Annotated in this window: 18 protein-coding genes and 4 tRNA genes; 17 read left to right on the top strand and 5 right to left on the bottom strand. The window is 55.0% G+C overall.

The genetic code is table 11. From position 1 onward, the window contains the following. The first annotated feature begins 82 nt into the window (after positions 1-82). The 17 genes from trxA to F0319_RS16840 all read left to right on the top strand — a co-directional run bounded on the left by trxA (position 83) and on the right by F0319_RS16840 (position 15,243). Positions 83-412, top strand: coding sequence for a thioredoxin TrxA (trxA, locus tag F0319_RS16760; protein ID WP_006179218.1), 330 nt, complete (start codon positions 83-85; stop codon positions 410-412). A 345-nt stretch (positions 413-757) separates the two neighbouring features. Further along, positions 758-2,017 carry a transcription termination factor Rho gene (rho, locus tag F0319_RS16765; RefSeq protein ID WP_008501566.1) on the top strand — a complete coding sequence of 420 codons (1,260 nt, stop codon included), beginning with the start codon at positions 758-760 and terminating at the stop codon, positions 2,015-2,017. A 242-nt stretch (positions 2,018-2,259) separates the two neighbouring features. Continuing rightward, positions 2,260-3,363, top strand: a complete 1,104-nt coding sequence (gene wecA, locus F0319_RS16770) for a UDP-N-acetylglucosamine--undecaprenyl-phosphate N-acetylglucosaminephosphotransferase (RefSeq protein WP_111963514.1) — start codon at positions 2,260-2,262, stop codon at positions 3,361-3,363. A 13-nt stretch (positions 3,364-3,376) separates the two neighbouring features. After that, positions 3,377-4,423 carry an ECA polysaccharide chain length modulation protein gene (wzzE, locus tag F0319_RS16775; protein ID WP_111963515.1) on the top strand — a complete coding sequence of 349 codons (1,047 nt, stop codon included), beginning with the start codon at positions 3,377-3,379 and terminating at the stop codon, positions 4,421-4,423. A gap of 56 nt (positions 4,424-4,479) precedes the next feature. Then, entirely contained in the window at positions 4,480-5,610 is a 1,131-nt protein-coding gene (wecB, locus tag F0319_RS16780) for a non-hydrolyzing UDP-N-acetylglucosamine 2-epimerase (RefSeq protein ID WP_149367401.1), read from the top strand. Then, the gene (gene wecC, locus F0319_RS16785; RefSeq protein WP_149367402.1) at positions 5,607-6,869 is read left to right on the top strand and encodes a UDP-N-acetyl-D-mannosamine dehydrogenase; all 1,263 of its coding nucleotides are present in this window, start codon (positions 5,607-5,609) and stop codon (positions 6,867-6,869) included. Before wecB ends, wecC begins: the two co-directional genes overlap by 4 nt. Further along, complete coding sequence (gene rffC / locus F0319_RS16790) at positions 6,866-7,543, top strand: dTDP-4-amino-4,6-dideoxy-D-galactose acyltransferase (RefSeq protein WP_149367403.1); 678 nt, start codon at positions 6,866-6,868, stop codon at positions 7,541-7,543. Before wecC ends, rffC begins: the two co-directional genes overlap by 4 nt. Positions 7,544-7,547: 4 nt before the next feature. Next, positions 7,548-8,678: a dTDP-4-amino-4,6-dideoxygalactose transaminase gene (rffA, locus tag F0319_RS16795; RefSeq protein WP_149367404.1), complete on the top strand. Its 1,131-nt coding sequence runs from the start codon at positions 7,548-7,550 to the stop codon at positions 8,676-8,678. A gap of 1 nt (position 8,679) precedes the next feature. Beyond that, on the top strand, positions 8,680-9,930 hold the full coding sequence (wzxE, locus tag F0319_RS16800; protein WP_149367405.1) for a lipid III flippase WzxE: 1,251 nt from the start codon (positions 8,680-8,682) through the stop codon (positions 9,928-9,930). Next, positions 9,927-11,006, top strand: a complete 1,080-nt coding sequence (locus F0319_RS16805; RefSeq protein ID WP_143345653.1) for a TDP-N-acetylfucosamine:lipid II N-acetylfucosaminyltransferase — start codon at positions 9,927-9,929, stop codon at positions 11,004-11,006. The genes wzxE and F0319_RS16805 overlap by 4 nt, the downstream gene beginning before the upstream one ends. Then, complete coding sequence (gene wzyE, locus F0319_RS16810; RefSeq protein WP_149367406.1) at positions 11,003-12,355, top strand: ECA oligosaccharide polymerase; 1,353 nt, start codon at positions 11,003-11,005, stop codon at positions 12,353-12,355. Before F0319_RS16805 ends, wzyE begins: the two co-directional genes overlap by 4 nt. Before the next feature lie 12 nt (positions 12,356-12,367). Further along, a complete protein-coding gene (wecG, locus tag F0319_RS16815; RefSeq protein WP_111963523.1) occupies positions 12,368-13,108 on the top strand; it encodes a lipopolysaccharide N-acetylmannosaminouronosyltransferase in 741 nt (246 codons plus the stop codon). A 197-nt stretch (positions 13,109-13,305) separates the two neighbouring features. Further along, on the top strand, positions 13,306-14,691 hold the full coding sequence (gene thrP, locus F0319_RS16820) for a bifunctional threonine/serine APC transporter ThrP (protein ID WP_111963524.1): 1,386 nt from the start codon (positions 13,306-13,308) through the stop codon (positions 14,689-14,691). Between the two features lie 102 nt (positions 14,692-14,793). Then, positions 14,794-14,870 (top strand) — tRNA-Arg (locus F0319_RS16825). Between the two features lie 67 nt (positions 14,871-14,937). Continuing rightward, a tRNA-His gene (locus F0319_RS16830) sits at positions 14,938-15,013 on the top strand. 22 nt (positions 15,014-15,035) lie between these two features. Further along, a tRNA-Leu gene (locus tag F0319_RS16835) sits at positions 15,036-15,121 on the top strand. A 45-nt stretch (positions 15,122-15,166) separates the two neighbouring features. After that, positions 15,167-15,243, top strand: a tRNA-Pro gene (locus F0319_RS16840). Between the two features lie 507 nt (positions 15,244-15,750). Here F0319_RS16840 and F0319_RS16850 read toward each other — a convergent pair. From F0319_RS16850 to hemC, 5 genes are all read right to left on the bottom strand, one after another. Then, the gene (locus F0319_RS16850) at positions 15,751-16,962 is read right to left on the bottom strand and encodes an MFS transporter (RefSeq protein WP_149367407.1); all 1,212 of its coding nucleotides are present in this window, start codon (positions 16,960-16,962) and stop codon (positions 15,751-15,753) included. A 171-nt stretch (positions 16,963-17,133) separates the two neighbouring features. Continuing rightward, a complete protein-coding gene (gene hemY, locus F0319_RS16855; RefSeq protein ID WP_008501551.1) occupies positions 17,134-18,333 on the bottom strand; it encodes a protoheme IX biogenesis protein HemY in 1,200 nt (399 codons plus the stop codon). A gap of 2 nt (positions 18,334-18,335) precedes the next feature. Continuing rightward, complete coding sequence (hemX, locus tag F0319_RS16860; RefSeq protein ID WP_149367408.1) at positions 18,336-19,532, bottom strand: uroporphyrinogen-III C-methyltransferase; 1,197 nt, start codon at positions 19,530-19,532, stop codon at positions 18,336-18,338. A gap of 20 nt (positions 19,533-19,552) precedes the next feature. Continuing rightward, positions 19,553-20,293, bottom strand: coding sequence for a uroporphyrinogen-III synthase (hemD, locus tag F0319_RS16865; RefSeq protein ID WP_149367409.1), 741 nt, complete (start codon positions 20,291-20,293; stop codon positions 19,553-19,555). Continuing rightward, entirely contained in the window at positions 20,290-21,231 is a 942-nt protein-coding gene (gene hemC / locus F0319_RS16870; protein ID WP_133295323.1) for a hydroxymethylbilane synthase, read from the bottom strand. Before hemC ends, hemD begins: the two co-directional genes overlap by 4 nt. Between the last annotated feature and the right edge of the window lie 200 nt (positions 21,232-21,431).

Consider the following 21,431-nt stretch of genomic DNA (forward strand, 5'->3'; position numbering starts at 1 on the left):
CCTTTAGTTGGTTAATGCGACATCAACACGTCGTTGGTGGAGACAAAACCAACGTACCAGGCTTATTCCTGTGGAGTTATATATGAGCGATAAAATTATTCACCTGACTGACGACAGTTTTGACACGGACGTACTTAAGGCTGACGGGCTGATCCTCGTCGATTTCTGGGCTGAATGGTGTGGTCCTTGCAAAATGATCGCCCCGATTCTGGATGAGATCGCCGACGAATATCAGGGCAAACTGACCGTTGCCAAGCTGAACATCGACCAGAACCCGGGCACCGCACCAAAATACGGTATCCGTGGCATCCCAACCCTTCTGCTGTTCAAAAACGGCGAAGTGGCAGCGACCAAAGTGGGTGCGCTGTCCAAAGGTCAACTGAAAGAGTTCCTGGACGCTAACCTGGCGTAAGGTTTCTCCGCTGTGCGTTCAGAGCTCCCGCCTAAATGATGTGGAACTCTGGACGCCCGGCTGAAGTCGTGCTAAGTTAGCTATGACTTCGTTTTAAACATATCTTGTTGTTTGAATCTTGTTTTACCCGATACTTCCCGTTGTTGACATGAACAGTGCGTGAAGTGGCTAAATTCCGGGCTTGTCGCTCAATCCGTCTTGTCGTTTCAGTTCTGCGTTCTTTCCCTGTGACCAGACAGCGAACAGACATGAGTTGATGGCCGCTAAACAGGCATGGATGACCCTGCCATACCATTCACAACATTAAGTTCGAGAATCACCCCGAGTTTAAGAACCCACACCATTATGAATCTTACCGAATTAAAGAATACGCCGGTTTCTGAGCTGATCACTCTCGGCGAAAATATGGGGCTGGAAAACCAGGCTCGTATGCGCAAGCAGGACATCATTTTCGCCATCCTGAAGCAGCACGCTAAGAGTGGCGAAGATATCTTTGGCGACGGTGTGCTGGAGATATTGCAAGACGGATTTGGTTTCCTCCGCTCTGCAGACAGCTCCTACCTCGCCGGCCCTGACGACATCTACGTATCCCCCAGCCAAATCCGCCGTTTCAACCTCCGCACTGGTGACACCATTTCAGGTAAGATTCGTCCTCCTAAAGAGGGTGAACGCTACTTTGCGCTGTTGAAAGTCAATGAAGTTAACTTCGACAAACCGGAAAACTCGCGTAATAAGATCCTCTTTGAGAACTTAACGCCGCTGCACGCGAACTCTCGCCTGCGCATGGAGCGTGGTAACGGTTCTACTGAAGACTTAACCGCGCGTGTACTGGATCTGGCATCACCAATTGGTCGTGGCCAGCGTGGTCTGATTGTGGCGCCGCCAAAAGCGGGTAAAACCATGCTGCTACAGAACATCGCTCAGAGCATCGCCTATAACCACCCAGACTGCGTGCTGATGGTGCTGCTGATTGACGAACGTCCGGAAGAAGTGACTGAGATGCAGCGTCTGGTTAAAGGTGAAGTGGTTGCTTCTACCTTCGACGAACCGGCATCTCGCCACGTTCAGGTTGCGGAAATGGTTATCGAGAAGGCGAAACGCCTGGTTGAGCACAAGAAAGACGTGATCATCCTGCTCGATTCCATCACTCGTCTGGCGCGTGCCTACAACACCGTGGTGCCGGCATCCGGTAAAGTCCTGACCGGTGGTGTGGATGCTAACGCCCTGCATCGCCCAAAACGCTTCTTCGGTGCAGCACGTAACGTGGAAGAGGGCGGCAGCCTGACCATCATCGCGACGGCGCTGATCGATACCGGTTCTAAAATGGACGAAGTGATTTACGAAGAATTTAAAGGTACAGGCAACATGGAACTGCATCTTTCTCGTAAAATCGCTGAAAAACGCGTCTTCCCGGCTATCGACTACAACCGTTCCGGTACTCGTAAAGAAGAGCTGCTCACCACCCAGGAAGAGCTGCAGAAAATGTGGATCCTGCGCAAAATCATCCATCCAATGGGTGAAATCGACGCAATGGAGTTCCTCATTAACAAACTGGCGATGACTAAAACCAACGACGATTTCTTTGACATGATGAAACGCTCGTAACGCAAATAAAGCCAGCAAACGCCACGTTTTTACGTGGCGTTTTTCTTTTATGGACTATACGCTAGTACCATCTACTCCCAATTTTGACCGGTCGGTGCGACAATAGGGCCGTTTCTGCAGCCAAAGAAATAATTGATTGAAAAATATACAGAGGGAGTTGTAAGAAGCCATCTTTATTACTTCTGAGGCTGTGGCTTCATGGTTATACTTCCGGGACTAACATTTGTTGAGAGCAATCCATTGTGAATCTATTCACCGCCGTTACTGAACTGATCAGTATTTTTTTATTCACAACCTGTTTTTTGTTCATTGCGCGCAAGGTGGCAAAACGAATAGGGTTGGTGGATAAGCCTAATTTTCGTAAACGCCATCAGGGACTTATTCCTTTAGTCGGCGGGATTTCTGTTTACGCAGGGATTTGCTTCACGTTTGGTATTGCTGACTATTATATCCCGCATGCCGCCCTCTATATTGCCTGCGCCGGTGTCCTGGTGTTAGTCGGGGCTCTTGATGACCGCTTCGATATCGCGGTGAAAATACGCGCCACCGTTCAGGCGGCCATTGGCGTGGTGATGATGGTTGTCGGCGGACTGTATCTGCGTAGCCTCGGCTATGTGTTTGGCCCGTGGGAGTTAGTTCTGGGTCCATTTGGCTTCTTCCTGACGCTCTTTGCCGTCTGGGCGGCAATCAATGCTTTCAACATGGTGGACGGCATTGACGGCCTGCTCGGTGGACTGTCATCCGTTTCTTTCGCCGCTATTGGCATTATCTTATGGTTTGATGGCCAGTACAGTCTGGCAATGTGGTGTTTTGCCATGATTGCCGCCATTCTGCCTTATATCCTCTTAAACCTCGGCGTGCTGGGCCGTCGCTATAAAGTCTTTATGGGGGACGCGGGCAGTACGCTGATTGGTTTTACGGTTATCTGGATCCTGCTTGAAACCACGCAGGGTCAAACCCACCCGATAAGTCCGGTAACAGCGCTGTGGATTATTGCCATTCCATTGATGGATATGGTGGCGATTATGTATCGCCGCCTGCGCAAAGGGATGAGTCCTTTCTCTCCAGACCGCCAACACATTCATCATCTCATCATGCGTGCGGGTTTTACTTCTCGTCAGGCGTTTGTGCTGATTACTCTGGCCGCTGCTATTTTGGCCGCAATTGGTGTAGCTGCAGAATATTCTCATATTATTCCTGAGTGGGTTATGTTGGCATTATTCTTGCTGGCATTTTTCCTGTACGGCTACTGCATTAAGCGCGCATGGAAAGTAGCGCGGTTCATAAAACGTATTAAACGCCGGATGCGTCGTAACAGTGGCAAAAACACAACATTAACTAAGTAAAACCGGGACTATGATGACTCAACCGTTGGCGGGAGCGAAATCAGTGGTAACTGAGAATGAACTGGATATTCGGGGTTTGTTTCGCGTGTTATGGGCAGGCAAACTTTGGATTGCGGGGATCGCGCTGGGTTTTGCACTGTTAGCGCTGGCCTATACGTTCTTTGCAAAACAAGAATGGAGCTCCACGGCAATCACGGACAAACCAACGGTTAACATGCTTGGGGGATACTATTCCCAGCAGCAATTCCTGCGAAACCTGGATATCAAAGCCAACCTCGCCACGCCAGATCAGGTCTCCGTTATGGATGAGGCTTATAAAGAGTTTGTGATGCAACTGGCTTCGTGGGATACGCGCCGCGACTTCTGGTCTCAGACGGATTATTACAAGCAGCGTCGGGTTGATAACACTAAAGCCGATGCCGCTCTGCTGGACGATCTGATTAACAATATTCAGTTTATGCCGGGCGACGCGCTGCGTAACGTGAACGACAGCGTCAAACTGATTGCAGAAACCGCGCCGGATGCTAACAACCTGTTGCGTCAGTATGTCGCGTTTGCCAGCCAGCGTGCCGCAAGCCATCTTAACGAAGAGCTTAAAGGCGCCTGGGCGGCTCGTACAATCCAGATGAAAGCACAGGTGAAACGTCAGGAAGAGGTGGCTAAAGCCATTTTCGCTCGTCGTGTTCATAATATTGAGCAGGCGCTGAAAATTGCGGAACAGCACAATATTTCCCGCACTGAGACGGACGTGCCGGCTGATGAGCTGCCTGATTCAGAGATGTTCCTCCTTGGCCGCCCCATGCTGCAGGCGCGCCTGGAAAACCTCCAGGCCGTCGGTCCTGATTTTGACCTCGATTACGATCAAAATCGCGCGATGCTCAACACGCTTAATGTAGGTCCTTCTCTGGACCCGCGTTTTCAGACCTATCGTTATTTGCGAACGCCTGAAGAACCTGTAAAACGCGATAGTCCGCGTCGTGCATTCCTGATGATTATGTGGGGGATTGTAGGCGCATTGACGGGCGCTGGCGTGGCGTTAACGCGTCGTCGCAAAAACTAAGAACGCCGTCTACGATGAAGGCTGCGGCCTTCATCGCCTAATCGAAGAGAATCGATGTGAAAGTACTAACCGTATTTGGCACCAGGCCGGAGGCCATTAAGATGGCACCTCTGGTTCATGCGCTGGCCAGCGATCCGGATATTGAAGCAAAAGTCTGCGTCACGGCCCAGCACCGTGAGATGCTCGACCAGGTCTTAACGCTCTTTTCCATCGTCCCGGATTACGACCTCAATATTATGAAACCGGGGCAAGGTTTAACGGAGATAACCTGTCGCATTCTGCAAGAGCTTAAGCCGATCCTGGAGTCATTCAAGCCTGACGTGGTGCTGGTACACGGTGACACCACCACTACCGTGGCGACAAGCCTGGCCGCGTTTTACCAACGAATTCCTGTGGGGCATGTTGAGGCGGGTTTGCGTACCGGCAATCTTTATTCGCCGTGGCCGGAGGAGGCCAACCGCACGTTAACGGGCCATCTGGCGATGTACCACTTTGCGCCGACGGAAAATTCTCGTCAGAACCTGCTGCGTGAAAATATCGCCGATAACAAAATCTTTGTGACCGGCAATACGGTCATTGATGCATTAATTTGGGTGCGTGACCGCGTTCTGGCAAATAGCGATCTTCAGAAAGATCTCGCTGCCCGCTATCCATTCCTGCACAACGGCAAAAAAACCATCCTGGTAACCGGCCACCGTCGCGAAAGCTTTGGCCGTGGTTTTGAGCAAATCTGTCACGCGCTGGCTGAAATCGCTGCGCAAAATGACGATGTGCAAATTGTCTATCCGGTCCATCTCAACCCTAACGTCAGCGAGCCGGTTAACCGCATTCTGGGCCATGTCGACAATGTTCTACTGATTGAACCGCAGGACTACATGCCGTTTGTCTGGCTGATGAACCACGCCTGGCTGATCCTCACCGATTCCGGCGGCATTCAGGAAGAAGCGCCCTCCCTCGGCAAGCCGGTACTGGTGATGCGTGAAACGACCGAACGTCCGGAAGCCGTCAAAGCCGGTACGGTGCGTCTGGTCGGCACCAACGCGCAGCTCATCGTCGAAGAGGTCTCGCGCCTGCTGCATGACGATGAAGCATATCAGGCGATGAGCCGGGCCCATAATCCGTATGGAGACGGGCAGGCTTGTGGCCGTATTTTGCATGCACTTAAACACAATCGGGTATCGCTATGAGTTTTACTACCATCTCTGTCATTGGTCTTGGCTACATTGGCTTGCCTACTGCGGCCGCGTTTGCCTCTCGTCAAAAACAGGTTGTCGGGGTGGATATTAACGCCCGCGCGGTAGAAACCATTAACCGTGGCGAAATTCATATTGTGGAGCCCGATCTGGATCGTGTGGTGAAAGAGGCGGTGGAAGGGGGCTTCCTGCATGCCAGCACGACGCCCATTGAAGCGGATGCCTATCTGATTGCCGTTCCAACGCCCTTTAAAGGCGACCACGAGCCCGACATGGCGTTCGTCGAGGCGGCGGCAAAATCTATCGCGCCTGTGTTGAAAAAAGGGGCGTTGGTAATCCTCGAGTCCACGTCTCCGGTGGGGGCGACTGAACAGATGTCGCAGTGGCTGGCAGAGGCCCGTCCAGACCTGAGCTTCCCACAGCAGGTTGGCGAGCAGGCGGATATCAACATCGCCTACTGCCCGGAGCGCGTACTCCCGGGCCAGGTCATGGTCGAACTGATTAAAAACGACCGCGTCATTGGCGGTATGACGCCAGTCTGTTCCGAACGTGCCAGCGCGCTGTATAAGATTTTCCTGGAAGGCGAGTGCGTGGTGACAAACTCCCGCACCGCCGAGATGTGCAAGCTGACGGAAAACAGCTTCCGTGACGTGAATATCGCCTTTGCGAACGAACTTTCACTCATCTGCGCCGATCAGGGAATTAACGTCTGGGAGCTGATTAGCCTGGCGAATCGCCATCCGCGTGTGAATATTCTCCAGCCAGGCCCGGGGGTGGGCGGACACTGTATTGCCGTCGACCCGTGGTTTATCGTGGCGCAGAATCCAGCGCAGGCGCGCCTGATTCGCACCGCGCGTGAAGTGAACGACAGCAAACCTCACTGGGTGCTCAATCAGGTCAAAACCACGGTAGCGGATTGTCTGGCAGAGAGCGGCAAGCGCGCCAGCGAGCTGAAAATTGCCTGTTTCGGTCTGGCATTCAAACCCAACATTGACGATCTGCGTGAAAGCCCGGCGATGGAAATTGCTGAGATGATTGCCGGATGGCACAAGGGTGAAACGCTGGTGGTTGAGCCGAATATCCATGAATTGCCGACAAAACTGGCGGGGCACTGCACGCTGACGGCGCTGGATGAAGCGCTTGCGACGGCGGACGTGCTGGTGCTGCTGGTGGATCACAAAGAGTTTAAAGCGACATCCGCTGATGCGGTGCGTCAGCAGTATGTAGTTGATACCAAAGGTGTCTGGCGTTGAACAGCCTGAACGGGGTACTCGAGCCCCTGCAGTGGGAGAGTACCTTTTTCAGTCTGCCGTCGGCCATCGTGCGTCTGAGCAATGACGCGCCGGTACTGACTGTACCGGATTTTACCGCCTGGCAACGGGTGCAGGCGAAGATCCCTGCGGAGCGTGCCGATCTGCTTGACGCGCTCCAGCAACACGGCTTTCAGCTGGTTGAAGGCGAGGTCGATCTTTCCATTACCCTCACCCGGCACGATGCGTCAGGCGCGGAAATTGCAACGGATCAGGACATCCCCGTGCTGCGTCAGATGGCGACCCAGGCGTTTGCGCAGAGCCGCTTTCGTGCGCCTTGGTATGCACCTGACGATAGCGGGCGTTTCTATGCCCAGTGGGTAGAGAATGCGGTTAAAGGCACCTTTGACCACGTCTGCCTGGTTTTCCGTGCAGGAGACGGTCAAATCAAGGGGTTCGTCTCGCTGCGTAAGCTCAACGAGCACGAGGCGCGTATTGGCTTATTAGCCGGGCGCGGCATGGGTGAAAAACTCATGCAGGCGGCGCTGCACTGGTCGCAACAGCAACAGCTAGTGACGCTGCGGGTGGCGACCCAGGTGGGCAACACCGCGGCGCTTAAACGTTATATTGCGAGTGGTGCCAACATCGACGCCACCGCCTACTGGTTATACAGGTGACAAGATGATTCCATTTAACGCACCACCCGTTGTCGGAACTGAACTCGACTATATGCAGTCTGCTATGGGCAGCGGCAAACTCTGCGGTGACGGCGGTTTCACCCGGCGCTGTCAGCAGTGGATGGAACAGCGTTTTCGCAGCGCCAAAGTGCTGCTGACCCCGTCCTGTACGGCATCGCTGGAAATGGCGGCACTGTTGCTGGATATCCAGCCTGGTGATGAAGTGATTATGCCGAGCTATACCTTCGTTTCCACTGCGAACGCTTTTGTCCTGCGCGGGGCGAAAATTGTCTTTGTGGATATCCGCCCGGATACCATGAACATTGATGAGACGCTGATTGAAGCGGCGATCACTGACAAAACGCGCGCGATCGTGCCGGTTCACTACGCGGGCGTGGCCTGTGAAATGGACACCATCATGGCCATCGCCAAAAAACATAATCTGTTCGTGGTGGAAGATGCCGCGCAGGGCGTGATGTCCACCTACAAGGGACGCGCGCTGGGCACTATCGGCCACATTGGCTGCTTTAGCTTCCACGAAACCAAAAACTACACGGCGGGTGGAGAAGGTGGTGCGACGCTGATTAACGACCGGGCTCTCGTGGAGCGTGCAGAAGTGATCCGCGAAAAAGGCACTAACCGCAGCCAGTTCTTCCGGGGTCAGGTAGACAAATACACCTGGCGCGATATCGGCTCCAGCTATTTGATGGCGGATCTGCAGGCTGCGTACCTGTGGGCGCAGCTGGAAGCGGCGGAGCGTATCAACCTTCAGCGTCTTTCCCTGTGGCAAACCTATTACGATGCGCTTGAGCCTCTGGCAAAAGCCGGGCGTATTGAACTGCCAACCATCCCGGCAAATTGCGTCCACAACGCGCATATGTTCTACATCAAGCTGCGCGATAACGACGACCGCAGCGAGCTCATCGCCTGGCTGAAAGAGGCCGAAATTATGGCGGTGTTCCACTATATCCCGCTGCACTCCAGTCCGGCCGGAGAAGCGTTTGGCACGTTTGCGGGTGAAGACCGCTACACCACTAAAGAAAGTGAGCGTTTGCTTCGCCTGCCACTGTTCTACAATCTCGCGCCCGTTAACCAGCGTACGGTGATTAATACCCTTCTGAGTTATTTCGGCTGATATGTCTCTGGCAAAAGCATCGGTGTGGACCGCCGCGTCCACGCTTGTAAAAATTGGCGCCGGGCTGTTGGTCGTCAAGCTGCTGGCCGTTTCATTTGGCCCTTCTGGTGTGGGGCTGGCGGGTAATTTCCGCCAGCTTGTCACCGTCCTTGGGGTGCTGGCCGGTGCCGGTATCTTCAACGGCGTGACCAAATACGTTGCGCAGTATCACGATGATGCGGCTCAGCTGCGCAGAGTGGTGGGCACCTCTTCGGCTATGGTCACGGGTTTTTCAACCCTGATGGCGATTGTCTTTCTGCTGGCGGCGGCACCCATCAGCCAGGGATTGTTCGGGCACACCCATTACCAGGGGCTGGTGCGTCTGGTCGCATTGGTTCAGATGGGGATTGCCTGGGCTAACCTGCTGCTGGCGCTGATGAAAGGGTTTCGTGATGCGGCCGGGAACGCGATTGCGTTGATCCTGGGCAGCGTCATCGGCGTGATTGCCTATTATTTCTGCTATCGCCTGGGCGGCTATGAAGGCGCACTGCTGGGGCTGGCGCTGGTTCCGGCGCTGGTGATTGTGCCTGCGGCATTTATGCTGATGCGCCGGGGCGTCATCCCTCTTAGCTACCTGAAACCGCAATGGGACAAGGTCCTTGCCAGCCAGCTGGGTAAATTTACCCTGATGGCGCTCATTACCTCCGTCACGCTGCCGGTGGCCTACGTGATGATGCGAAACCTGCTGGCAGCGCATTATAGCTGGGATGAGGTCGGGATCTGGCAGGGCGTAAGCAGTATTTCCGACGCCTATCTCCAGTTTATTACGGCTTCCTTTAGCGTTTACCTGCTGCCAACCTTATCGCGACTGACGTCCAGACAGGAAATAACGCGCGAGATTTTCCGATCGCTGCGCTTTGTGTTACCGGCCGTCGCGGCTGCCAGCTTTACCGTCTGGCTACTGCGCGATGTCGCCATCTGGCTGCTGTTCTCGGCGAAATTCATCGCCATGCGCGATCTCTTTGCCTGGCAGCTGGTGGGGGATGTGCTGAAAGTGGGTGCATACGTTTTCGGCTACCTGGTGATTGCAAAAGCGTCCCTGCGGCTGTATATCCTGGCGGAAATTAGCCAGTTTGCGTTACTGACAGCATTTTCGCACTGGCTGATACCCATGCACGGCGCGCTGGGGGCGGCTCAGGCCTACATGGCAACCTATATCGTTTATTTCGCTGCCTGTTGCGGCGTATTTTTATTGTGGCGTAAACGCGCATGACTGCACTGATTCACATCCTGGGATCGGACATCCCACACCATAACCAGACCGTTTTGCGGTTCTTCAACGACGAGCTGGCATCGGGTAATCCAGATGCGCGTGAGTTTATGGTTGCAGGTCAGGATAAGGGCCTGAGCGAGGCGTTTCCGGCGCTGACGATTCGCTTCTGGCCGGACAAGGCCACGCTGGCGAAGGCGGTTGTTGCCAAAGCGAAAGCCGACCGCGAGCAACGATTCTTCTTCCACGGACAGTTTAATACCGGGCTATGGCTGGCGCTTCTCAGCGGGGGGATTAAACCCTCCCAGTGCAGCTGGCATATCTGGGGAGCCGATCTCTACGAAGTCTCCCGAGGCTGGAAATTCCGTCTTTTCTATCCGTTGCGCCGCATGGCGCAGGGGCGCGTGGGCTGCGTTTTTGCTACCCGCGGCGATCTCAACTATTTTGCTAAACAGCACCCCAACGTGCGCGGCGAGTTGCTTTATTTCCCCACCCGCATGGATCCGGCGCTTAACGCCATGGCGAATGACACGGTGCGTGAAGGCAAACTAACGATCCTGGTGGGGAATTCCGGCGATCGCAGTAACGAACACGTCGCGGCACTCAGGGCGGTGCATCAGCAGTTCGGCGACACGGTGAACGTGGTGGTGCCGATGGGCTATCCCGCCAATAACGACGCTTACATAGATGAGGTTCGCCGACAGGGGCTTGCGCTGTTTAGCGCAGAAAATCTGCACATTCTCAGCGATAAGCTGGAATTTGAGGAATATCTCGCGCTGCTGAGAAAATGCGATCTCGGCTATTTCATCTTTGCCCGACAGCAGGGGATTGGCACGCTATGTCTGCTGATTCAGGCGGGGGTACCGTGCGTGCTAAACCGCGAGAACCCGTTCTGGCAGGACATGGCCGAGCAGCATATTCCCGTGCTGTTTACCTCAGACACGCTGAACGTCGAGGTGGTACGGGAAGCCCAACGCCAGCTCACGCTGGTGGATAAAAATAGCATTGATTTTTTCAGCCCGAATTATCTCACGCCGTGGCACCGCGCGCTGCGTATCGCTTCAGGAGACAAAGTATGAGTCAGTTGCAATTCAGCGGCTTACTGATTGTCTGGCTTCTGAGCACCCTGTTTATCGCCACGCTTACCTGGTTTGAATTCCGCCGGGTGCGCTTCAACTTTAACGTGTTCTTCTCGTTACTGTTTCTGCTGACCTTCTTTTTCGGCTTCCCGCTAACCAGCATTCTGGTGTTCCGTTTTGACGTGAGCGTCGCACCGCCGGAAATCCTGCTCCAGGCGCTTCTGGCGGCAACCTGCTTCTATGCCGTCTACTACGTCACCTATAAAACGCGTCTGCGTTCAGCGCAGGCTGCTGCCCCGCGTCGGCCGCTTTTTACCATGAATCGGGTGGAGACCCACCTGACGTGGGTGATGCTGATGACCATCGCCCTGGTCAGCGTCGGTATCTTCTTCATGCATAACGGCTTCCTGCTGTTTAAGCTCCACTCCTACAGCCAGATTTTTTCGGCCGAGGTTTCGGGCGTGGCGCTTAAGCGTTTCTTCTACTTCTTCATCCCGGCGATGCTAGTGGTCTTTTTCCTGCGCCAGGACAGCAAAGCGTGGCTATTCTTCCTGGTTAGCACCGTCGCGTTTGGCATCCTGACCTACATGATCGTGGGCGGCACGCGCGCGAACATCATCATCGCCTTCGCGATCTTCCTGTTTATCGGCATTATCCGCGGCTGGATCTCGCTCTGGATGCTGGTTGCAGCAGGCGCGTTTGGCATTGTGGGTATGTTCTGGCTGGCGCTAAAGCGCTATGGAATGAACGTAGCGGGAGATGAGGCGTTTTACACTTTCCTTTACCTGACGCGCGATACCTTCTCGCCGTGGGAAAACCTGGCATTGCTGCTGCAAAACTACGACAAGATTGATTTCCAGGGGTTGGCGCCGATTGTTCGCGACTTCTACGTATTTATCCCTTCCTGGCTATGGCCGGACCGGCCTGGCGTGGTGCTTAACACGGCAAATTACTTTACCTGGGAAGTGCTGAACAACCATTCTGGTCTGGCAATCTCGCCCACGCTGATTGGTTCCCTGGTGGTGATGGGAGGAGCGTGGTTCATTCTCCCCGGGGCGGTTGCCGTGGGGCTGATTATCAAGTGGTTCGACTGGCTTTACGTGCGTGGCAACGAAGAGAACAACCGCTATAAGGCCGCCATTTTGCACAGTTTCTGCTTTGGGGCCATTTTCAATATGATCGTTCTGGCGCGCGAAGGGCTGGACTCGTTCGTTTCGCGCGTGGTGTTCTTCATGGTTGTTTTCGGCCTCTGCCTGTTACTGGCCAAACTGCTGTACTGGCTGTTTGACAGCGCAGGGCTTGTGCACAGGCGCGAGCGGCGGGGCAGCACAACGCTGTCGCAAGTCTGAGTAAGGATAGTAATGACTGATAAAATTTCTGCACCGCGCTATGCGCTACGTGGCCTGCAGCTTATTGGCTGGCGCGACATGCAGCACGCGCTGGACTTTCTTTTCGCCGACGGCCAGATGAAATCCGGTACTCTGGTGGCGATCAACGCGGAAAAAATGCTGGCGGTTGAGGATAACGCGGAAGTCAAAAGCCTGATTGAAGCGGCGGAATTTAAATACGCGGACGGGATCAGCGTGGTCCGCTCTATCCGTAAAAAGTATCCTGACGCTAATGTATCTCGCGTGGCGGGGGCCGATCTCTGGGAGCAGCTTATGGCCCGCGCAGGTGAACAGGGCACGCCCGTGTTCCTGATTGGCGGGAAGCCGGAGATACTGGCCCAGACTGAGGAGAAACTGCGTCGTCAATGGAATGTTAATATTGTCGGCAGCCAGGATGGTTACTTCAAACCGGAAGATCGGCAGACGCTCTTTGAGCGCGTTCGTGACAGCGGGGCAAAGATTGTCACCGTGGCGATGGGCTCCCCGCGCCAAGAGATCCTGATGCGCGACTGCCGTCTGGTCTGTCCGGATGCCCTCTACATGGGCGTCGGCGGTACGTACGATGTCTTTACCGGCCACGTTAAGCGTGCGCCCAAGGTCTGGCAAAATCTGGGGCTGGAGTGGCTGTACCGCCTGCTATCGCAACCGACGCGCATTAAACGACAGATCCGTCTGCTTCGCTACCTCGCCTGGCATTACACCGGGAAAATGTAATCAAAATGTAGCGCGATATGCTATTCGCGCTGCAACTCGCCTGCAAAACTGCTGATAATCTGTGCAATGCATTCATTTTTTTAATGCATCGTTTGCCATTTGGCAGATTTTAAGAAACCATTCGCTCCGTATTTTAGTACCCCTAAAAAACAATACCCGGTATTAAGCCGGGAAACAGCAAACACAATCGAGGATCTATGGCAGAGAAAAAACCGGAGCTACAGCGTGGGCTGGAAGCTCGTCATATTGAACTGATAGCGCTGGGCGGCACTATCGGCGTGGGCCTGTTTATGGGCTCTGCAAGCACGCTCAAATGGGCAGGCCCTTCCGTATTACTGGCGTACATTATTGCCGGGCTGTTTGTTTTCTTCATCATGCGTTCCATGGGCGAAATGCTCTTCCTGGAGCCGGTAACCGGCTCCTTCGCCGTTTACGCGCATCGTTATATGAGCCCGTTCTTCGGCTACCTGACGGCCTGGTCATACTGGTTTATGTGGATGGCGGTGGGGATCTCAGAGATCACTGCGATAGGGGTTTACGTCCAGTTCTGGTTCCCTGACATGGTCCAGTGGATTCCCGCGCTCATCGCCGTGGGGCTGGTGGCACTGGCAAACCTGGCTGCCGTGCGCCTTTACGGTGAGATTGAGTTCTGGTTCGCAATGATTAAAGTCACCACGATTATCGTAATGATTGTCGTCGGCCTGGGCGTGATTTTCTTCGGCTTTGGCAACGGTGGACACGCTATCGGCTTTGGCAATCTGACCGAAAACGGCGGCTTCTTTGCCGGCGGCTGGAAGGGCTTCCTGACGGCGCTGTGTATCGTTGTGGCCTCGTATCAGGGCGTGGAGCTGATCGGTATTACCGCCGGTGAAGCGAAAAACCCGCAGGTCACGCTACGTAGCGCGGTGGGCAAAGTGTTGTGGCGTATTCTGATTTTCTATGTGGGCGCGATCTTCGTTATCGTGACCATCTTCCCGTGGAATGAAATTGGCACGACGGGTAGCCCGTTTGTTTTAACCTTTGCCAAAATTGGCATCACGGCAGCGGCAGGTATCATCAACTTTGTGGTCCTGACGGCAGCGTTGTCAGGCTGTAACAGTGGGATGTACAGCTGTGGGCGTATGCTCTATGCGCTTTCGAAGAATAACCAGCTGCCTGCGGTGATGAGTAAAGTTTCACGGGCCGGCGTGCCGGTGGCGGGTGTGGCGGTTTCCATTGCAATACTGCTGATTGGCTCTTGCCTGAATTACATTATTCCTAACCCGCAGCGCGTGTTCGTTTACGTCTACAGCGCCAGCGTGCTGCCGGGCATGGTGCCGTGGTTTGTTATCCTCATCAGCCAGCTGCGTTTCCGTCATGCGCATAAAAAAGCGATTGAAAGCCATCCGTTCCGCTCAATTCTGTTCCCGTATGCGAACTATTTGACGATGGCGTTCCTGATTTGCGTATTAATCGGGATGTACTTTAATGAAGATACCCGCATGTCGCTGTTTGTCGGGGTGATCTTCCTGGCGGCTGTGACGGCTGCATATAAGCTTTTTGGCCTGGGTCGCCGTGCCACCACGCAGAAAGTGGAGGAATAAGCGGCAAAATGTGCAAACCATAACCAAACGCGCATTTTTTTCAAAAAAGCACTAGACAGCGGGGACGGAGGTACGTAATATCCAGCCCCGCAACGGCGCTAAGCGCCCGTAGCTCAGCTGGATAGAGCGCTGCCCTCCGGAGGCAGAGGTCTCAGGTTCGAATCCTGTCGGGCGCGCCATTTTAGTCCCGGCGCTAGAGCTGCGGTGGTCTGAGAAGTAGTCAGTACCGCGTGAAAGAATACAGTGGTGGCTATAGCTCAGTTGGTAGAGCCCTGGATTGTGATTCCAGTTGTCGTGGGTTCGAATCCCATTAGCCACCCCATTATTTGAAAGAGTTGTGAATTGCGAAGGTGGCGGAATTGGTAGACGCGCTAGCTTCAGGTGTTAGTGTCCTTTGGATGTGGGGGTTCGAGTCCCCCCCCTCGCACCACGACTTTTTAAATGAATTGAACTAAAAATTCAAAAAGCAGTACATCGGCGAGTAGCGCAGCTTGGTAGCGCAACTGGTTTGGGACCAGTGGGTCGGAGGTTCGAATCCTCTCTCGCCGACCAATTTTGAACCCCGCTTCGGCGGGGTTTTTTGTTTTCTGAGATTCTTCATCCTTGTAGTCATTCCCCAACAACGTCCTTTTTCATTGTCGCAATCCAGAGACATGCAACTCATTGAAAGTTAAATGAATATTTATTTCTGGGTTTTGCTGTCTCCTCCTGGCGACATATGCCCGCCTTTTCCCGATATGTTGTAGAGCTTAAAACGGTGCTTAACAGCATAATTTCCTTTTATCTTAAAATGTTGCGTTATGTAAAAGTTCTGGCTGTCATGTTGGCACGTTACGTGCAATAATATGCGTGTAGATGCTCATTCCATCTCTTATGTTCGCCTTAGTGCCTCATAAACTCAGGAATGACGCAGAGCCATTTACGGTGCTTATCGTCCACTGACAGATGTCGCTTCGGCCTCATCAGACACCATGGACACAACGTTGAGTGAAGCACCAAATATGTTGTCTTACAGACCTGTTTTAACGCCTGCTTTTATAGCAGGCGTTTTTTTATGCCTTATTCCCGATACCGGCGCACGATCAGGGCAACCATCACCAGAGCCGTTGCGGAGACAGCATAGAGTGCCGCTACTGAGCCAAACCCGGCAGCCACTGCCGCTGCAATGCCGGTGAAGAGAGAGGCGCTGAGCGTTTGCCAGCGCCAGGCTTTCCCACTGGCCGAAGCGGTTTGAGTAATATGAAAACTACTGAGAACGCCAAACGTCCCGGCCGCGAAGAGAATATTCGAAGCCAGATGCGCGATAAAGATCGCCCCCAGCGCACATGCCATCCACCCGGACAACAACGGTAGCGTTCCATAAGCGGCCAGAAAGATGCCCAGACAAACGATGATGCGCGGTGTGCGAGCGGCGAAGCGCGTCAGACTCTCTTTTTTTAGCAGCATGGGGCCGCAAAGCTGTCCCATGCTCCTTGCAAAAAGCAGAGGCAGGGCAAGACCCGCCGCATCCTGAGGATGGATTTGCTGTGCCAGGGCCGGAAGCAGCGCCATGGCCGGTGAGCCAACGGCCGCCAGCGACGGCAGGATGAGCAGACTGCGTTTCTGCCGAACGGTCAACGTCCGCCAGCGTAATGCCGCAGGGGCTTCCTCTTCCTCGAGGGGCGGGAGTGAAGGCGCAGAAAACCGGCGTCCAGCCAGCCATAGCATGAGCAGTGATCCGAGAAAGCTGGCGGCATCAATGGCCAGCAGGGTAAACACGGACGTCTTCTGGAACAGCACCACGCCCAGACCTGTCCCTAATAATACCTGAGAAGCAAAAATCACATTTTCCAGACAGGTTGCAGCAGGCAGCTCTGCTTCGCTGAGACCGCGCTTAAAGAGCAACGTCAGCGCGGGCCAGCTCATCCCGCTGAGCAGCGCCTCGGTGGATTGCACAGCGAGCAATGCGGCAACGCTGTGGTAACCCACGCCAAGCAGGGGAAAGAGCAGGGCGAGCAGGCCCAGCCCTTCGGTCAGTATCAGCAGGGATATCGGAGAACAGCGTGAGCACAGCTTTTCGCCGATCGTACTGCCGATAAATCCCGGTATCGTAGCGAAAAGAAAAGCGAGTGTGAGCAGACCGGGCGGAGCTGACCACGCTAACAGCAAGCCGAAGACCACGATCTGGGTTAAGCCATTCCCCAGCGAAGAAAAGATAAAAGCACAGGCAAGCAGGCGCAGCCAGCGGTGGCAGCGCAGCGCTTCAATAAGCGCATACAAAAGCGAGTTCATGACGATTTCCTTCAAAAACGATTTAGTCCACGCTGCAGAAAGTGCGTGTGTGTGAAAAAAAGTTAATGAAAAGACATCGTTACATTGGCGGGTTCGTTTGCGGATGCGGGTGTAAAGAATGTAGCAGGAGAAATGCGATAAAAAAAGGAGGCCATCTGGCCTCCTGATGAATTACTGCTGCGTACCGTTATTTTGCAGCGTCAGCAACAGCCCATCACGGCGCATGGCGGCCGCCTCTTCCGGCTTATGCTGCTTGTCCAGCGTATCGGCAAGCCACGCGTAGTCGAAGGCATCCGGACGCTGCTTCAGCGCCGCGCGGAAGGCGAGGCTTGCCTCCTGCCATTCGCCGTGCTTCATCAACGACTGGCCAAGCGTGCTCCACAACAGCGGGCGGTCACCAACGGTTTTAATCTGCTGGCGCAGCACTTTTTCTATTTGCTCAGGATTGTTGGTTTTCAGGCGCGGGATTACCATCACCAGGCGATCGTCGTACTGGCGCTTCAGACCGTCGAGGAGGATCTCCTGAGCCGTGTCGTGATCGTCACACTCAATGAGGTGTTCCGCCATTGCCACCTGCAGAGGAACCTGCTGGCGCGTTTTACGGCTCTGATTCTTCCACCACGTTTTCAGACCGTCGCTGCCCAGGTCAGCGCGCGCCTGATCCATCAGGCCAATCCACGCCAGACGCTGAAGCTCGTCACGATGTTCATCGTCGCCTACCTCGGCCTTCGCCATCGACGGAATGATGTCCAGCAGTGAACCCCAGGCGCCGGTACGAATATAGGCCTGCTCGGCAAGACGCAGCACTTCCGGATGACGTGGCGCGACTTCCAGCAGACGGTCGATACCGTGGCGAGCCGCGTGATTCTCATTGCGTGCCAGCTGCAGACGAACGCGCGTGATTTCCACCGGAATCGGGTCGCCGTGAGCCAGCTCAGCTGCCCGCTCCAGGTGCTGATTAGCTCGGGCTTCATCACCGCGCTGCTGCGCCGCTTCGGCCGCCAGCAGATAGTTCACTACCGGCTGTTCGGCGTGGTCGGCGTTTTTCGACATCAGCTTTTCAACCTGCTGATAGTCACCCTCGGCGAGCTTAAGCAGCGCCTGCTCGGTCTGTTTACGGGCGCGGCGGCGCTTACGGCCAACGAACCAGCCGCGCGTATGGGCACCGGTACGGAAAATACGGCGCAGGATCCACTCGATCGCAAACAGAACCACCACGCCGAGGATCAGAATGATCGTCAGACCCGTTACGCTAGTTTCAATGTTGTAGTTATCGGTCTGGATCAGGACGTAACCCTGATGACCCGCAAGCATAGGCCCGAGGACGATCCCGGCGATCAGCAGGATGAAGAGTAAGAGAACTTTTAGCATCATTACTCTCCTTGCGGTGCGCTTTCAGGCGCAGGAGCCGGAGCAGGTGCCGCTCCGCTCGTCTGCTCTGCAGGTACGCCCGGCTGCGTCAGAAGATTGCGTACGCGCGTCTGCATCAGTTTCTCCAGAATCGGCTGGCTGGCCAGCTTGTCCGGCACGTTCATGGTGATGTTCTGCTGGCTTAACTTATCAATGTCTTCGAGGAAGGCGGTGGTCGTCGCATCATCGGTGTTGTAGTAGGCGCGTACCCACGTTGAGACGTTATCAAGCGCCTGTTTATAGGTCTCTTCCTGATGACGCGGCACGGCCTGGGCCGCCACCAGCAGACGGGAACGAATGTTCTCGCGCAGATAGATATCCTGGTTCGGCGCGAGCAGCGGTACGGCAGTTTCGTCGCGACGGCGGATCGTGATAAAGCTGTCCATAAAGTTCTGCCAGCTTTTTTGCAGGTTTATGCGCCATTCGCTCAGGGAACTGGAAAGCTCGGTACCGTCGGAATCCATCGGGGAGTCGTCGTCGTTGTTATCCGCCAGCTGCAGGTTATCAATCTGATTCGAAAGCTGATTCACTTTAAGGATAATGCCATCGTAATCCACCTGTGAGACGGCGGAGAGGCTGGCGATGTCTTCGGTAATCGCGCGACGAGCGGTGATAAGGCTTGGATCGTTCATGTCGGCCAGGCTTGCATCGGCGCTTTTCAGCAGTGCGGCGGCGGTGGTCACGTCCTGGTCGCTCCAGAGCTTACGTCCGGCGAGCTTCACCAGGAAGTCAGCCTGCGAGAGCAGCCAGGTTTTGGCATCGGTGCCGGAAATCGTGGCGACTTTCTGCTGTACTTCACCCAGCTGTTTAGTCAGCTCTTCCTGTTTGCCGTTCGCTTCGGCAAGCGCGGCGGCCTGCTGCTTAATCACGGCTTCCAGCTCGGTTTTCTGCGTCTCCTGCTCTTTTTGCAGGGCAGTGAGCTGATTCACCAGCGCGTCGCTGGTGGACGTCTGGTTAGCGCTCTGTTGTTTCACCAGCCCGTACAGGCCAACCCCCGCTGCCAGCGCAATGGCGATGGCAATCGCGCTCAGCGCGAGGCTCGTTTTGTTGCTGCTGTTTTTCTTCTCAGCGGTTTTCTCAGTCGTCTCTGGCTGTGGCGTCGTCTCCACAGTCTCCCTGGTCTCTTCAACCACGGCGGAGGATTTGTCGTGTTCCGTCATTATGGCTTCCCATTTGAGAGTTATTGTAATGCGCGCAGCAGCGCATCGTTGTCGGCGTTATCAGCGATCCGAATATCCTGCCAGCCCAGTTCCCGGGCCTGGTTCGCCAGACGCTCACTGACGACCAGAAGCCGACAGCGGAGTAACCAGTTTTCGCGATACCAAAGCGGTATCAGCGACCAAAGCTGTTGTAACATTTCACCGCTGGTGACCACCAGCGTATTAATGCCGCGCGCGTGCCAGCGCATCGCCTCTTCCGCGCCATCGTAGTGTTTTGCACAGCGCTGGTAGCACTCAATAAACGTCACGTTCGCACCGCGTTCACGCAGCGTTTCACCCAGCAGCTCGCGGCCACCGTTGCCGCGCAAAATGAGCGCACGCTTTCCGGCAATAGTTTGTAATTCAGGTAATTGTAGCAAGACTTCACTGATTTCCCGATCTAACGGGTAACGAACGTCCGCGCCGCTTACGGTATGCAGTGCCAGGGCCGTTGTACGACCAATCGCGAAATAGCAGGGGGCGGCTGGCCAGGCCAGGTCCTGCTGCTGCAGCTGAGCGTGGGCAAATTCCACGGCATGTTGCGACAGCGCAAACAGCAGGTCGCCGTCCTGAAGGGTATTCATCTGGTCGGCGAGCGCAGAGAGCTCCCGACCGGGGGAGAATTCAATGAGAGGAAAACTCCAGGCCACCTGCCCCAGTGCGCGCAGACGGCTCACTAACTGCTCTCCTGCGGGAGAAGGGCGGGTGACGAGAATACTCATGCAGGGGGTTCTCCGTTGTAAACGTCAGCCAGAATCTCGCGGGCGCCGTTATCCAGTAATTCTTCCGCCAGCGACACGCCAAGCTGCTCGGCATCTTGCGCTTTACCGCGACGTTCGCCGCGTACCATCTGCGAACCGTCCGGGGCGCCCACCAGCGCGCGCAGCCACAGTTCGCCATTCGTCAATTCAGCATAGCTGCCAATTGGAACCTGGCACCCGCCTTCGAGGCGGGTATTCATCGCCCGCTCCGCTTTTACGCGGGTAGCGGTCTCGTCATGGTTCAGCGGTGCGAGCAGTTCGCGGGTACGCGCATCGTTCAGGCGGCACTCGATGCCGACTGCACCCTGGCCCACGGCCGGCAGCGACAGCTCTGGCGGCAGCGCCACGCGAATACGTTCCTCCAGCCCAAGACGCTTCAGACCGGCAACGGCGAGGATAATGGCATCGTAATCACCGTTATCCAGCTTGCCCAGACGCGTGCCGACGTTACCGCGCAGTGAGCGGATGATCAGGTCAGGACGACGCTCCGCCAGCTGACATTGACGGCGTAAACTGGACGTGCCAACCACGCTACCCTCCGGCAGCGCGTCGAGCGAGTCGTAGTGGTTGGAGACAAACGCATCGCGCGGATCTTCGCGCTCGCAGATGGTCACCAGCCCCAGCCCTTCCGGGAACTCGACGGGCACGTCTTTCATCGAATGTACGGCGATATCGGCGCGGTTCTCAAGCAATGCCAGTTCCAGTTCTTTGACAAACAGGCCTTTGCCGCCCACTTTCGCCAGAGGCGTATCGAGGATCACGTCACCGCGTGTGACCATCGGCACCAGTTCGACGCGCAATCCACTGTGGCAGGCTTCCAGGCGCTGCTTCACATAATGTGCCTGCCAGAGCGCGAGAGGGCTTTGGCGTGTGGCAATTCTCAAAACATTGTCTAACATGCTTGTTACCGTCATTATCAATCGCTAACCATCCTAACATTGTTGACTCTGGGATGGCAGTTTTACGGTTGATGAGCGTGAGAGGGACAAGGCGGCGTATTCGTCAGCCAGAGCCGTATTCAGGAATTTACACGTACAGAACGGTGCTACACTTGTATGTAGCGCATCTTTCTTTACGGTCAACCGGCAAGGTGTTAAAT

This window comes from Enterobacter vonholyi, from assembly GCF_008364555.1.
GTDB classification, from domain to species: Bacteria; Pseudomonadota; Gammaproteobacteria; order Enterobacterales; family Enterobacteriaceae; genus Enterobacter; species Enterobacter vonholyi.

What these genes read in the sequence shown, in the direction of transcription:
- trxA (WP_006179218.1), top strand. Translation starts at nt 83, where the DNA reads ATGAGCGATAAAATTATTCACCTGACTGACGACAGTTTTGACACGGAC.
- rho (WP_008501566.1), top strand. Translation starts at nt 758, where the DNA reads ATGAATCTTACCGAATTAAAGAATACGCCGGTTTCTGAGCTGATCACT.
- wzzE (WP_111963515.1), top strand. Translation starts at nt 3,377, where the DNA reads ATGACTCAACCGTTGGCGGGAGCGAAATCAGTGGTAACTGAGAATGAA.
- wecC (WP_149367402.1), top strand. Translation starts at nt 5,607, where the DNA reads ATGAGTTTTACTACCATCTCTGTCATTGGTCTTGGCTACATTGGCTTG.
- rffA (WP_149367404.1), top strand. Translation starts at nt 7,548, where the DNA reads ATGATTCCATTTAACGCACCACCCGTTGTCGGAACTGAACTCGACTAT.
- wzxE (WP_149367405.1), top strand. Translation starts at nt 8,680, where the DNA reads ATGTCTCTGGCAAAAGCATCGGTGTGGACCGCCGCGTCCACGCTTGTA.
- F0319_RS16805 (WP_143345653.1), top strand. Translation starts at nt 9,927, where the DNA reads ATGACTGCACTGATTCACATCCTGGGATCGGACATCCCACACCATAAC.
- wzyE (WP_149367406.1), top strand. Translation starts at nt 11,003, where the DNA reads ATGAGTCAGTTGCAATTCAGCGGCTTACTGATTGTCTGGCTTCTGAGC.
- wecG (WP_111963523.1), top strand. Translation starts at nt 12,368, where the DNA reads ATGACTGATAAAATTTCTGCACCGCGCTATGCGCTACGTGGCCTGCAG.
- thrP (WP_111963524.1), top strand. Translation starts at nt 13,306, where the DNA reads ATGGCAGAGAAAAAACCGGAGCTACAGCGTGGGCTGGAAGCTCGTCAT.
- F0319_RS16850 (WP_149367407.1), bottom strand. Translation starts at nt 16,962, where the DNA reads ATGAACTCGCTTTTGTATGCGCTTATTGAAGCGCTGCGCTGCCACCGC.
- hemY (WP_008501551.1), bottom strand. Translation starts at nt 18,333, where the DNA reads ATGCTAAAAGTTCTCTTACTCTTCATCCTGCTGATCGCCGGGATCGTC.
- hemX (WP_149367408.1), bottom strand. Translation starts at nt 19,532, where the DNA reads ATGACGGAACACGACAAATCCTCCGCCGTGGTTGAAGAGACCAGGGAG.
- hemD (WP_149367409.1), bottom strand. Translation starts at nt 20,293, where the DNA reads ATGAGTATTCTCGTCACCCGCCCTTCTCCCGCAGGAGAGCAGTTAGTG.
- hemC (WP_133295323.1), bottom strand. Translation starts at nt 21,231, where the DNA reads ATGTTAGACAATGTTTTGAGAATTGCCACACGCCAAAGCCCTCTCGCG.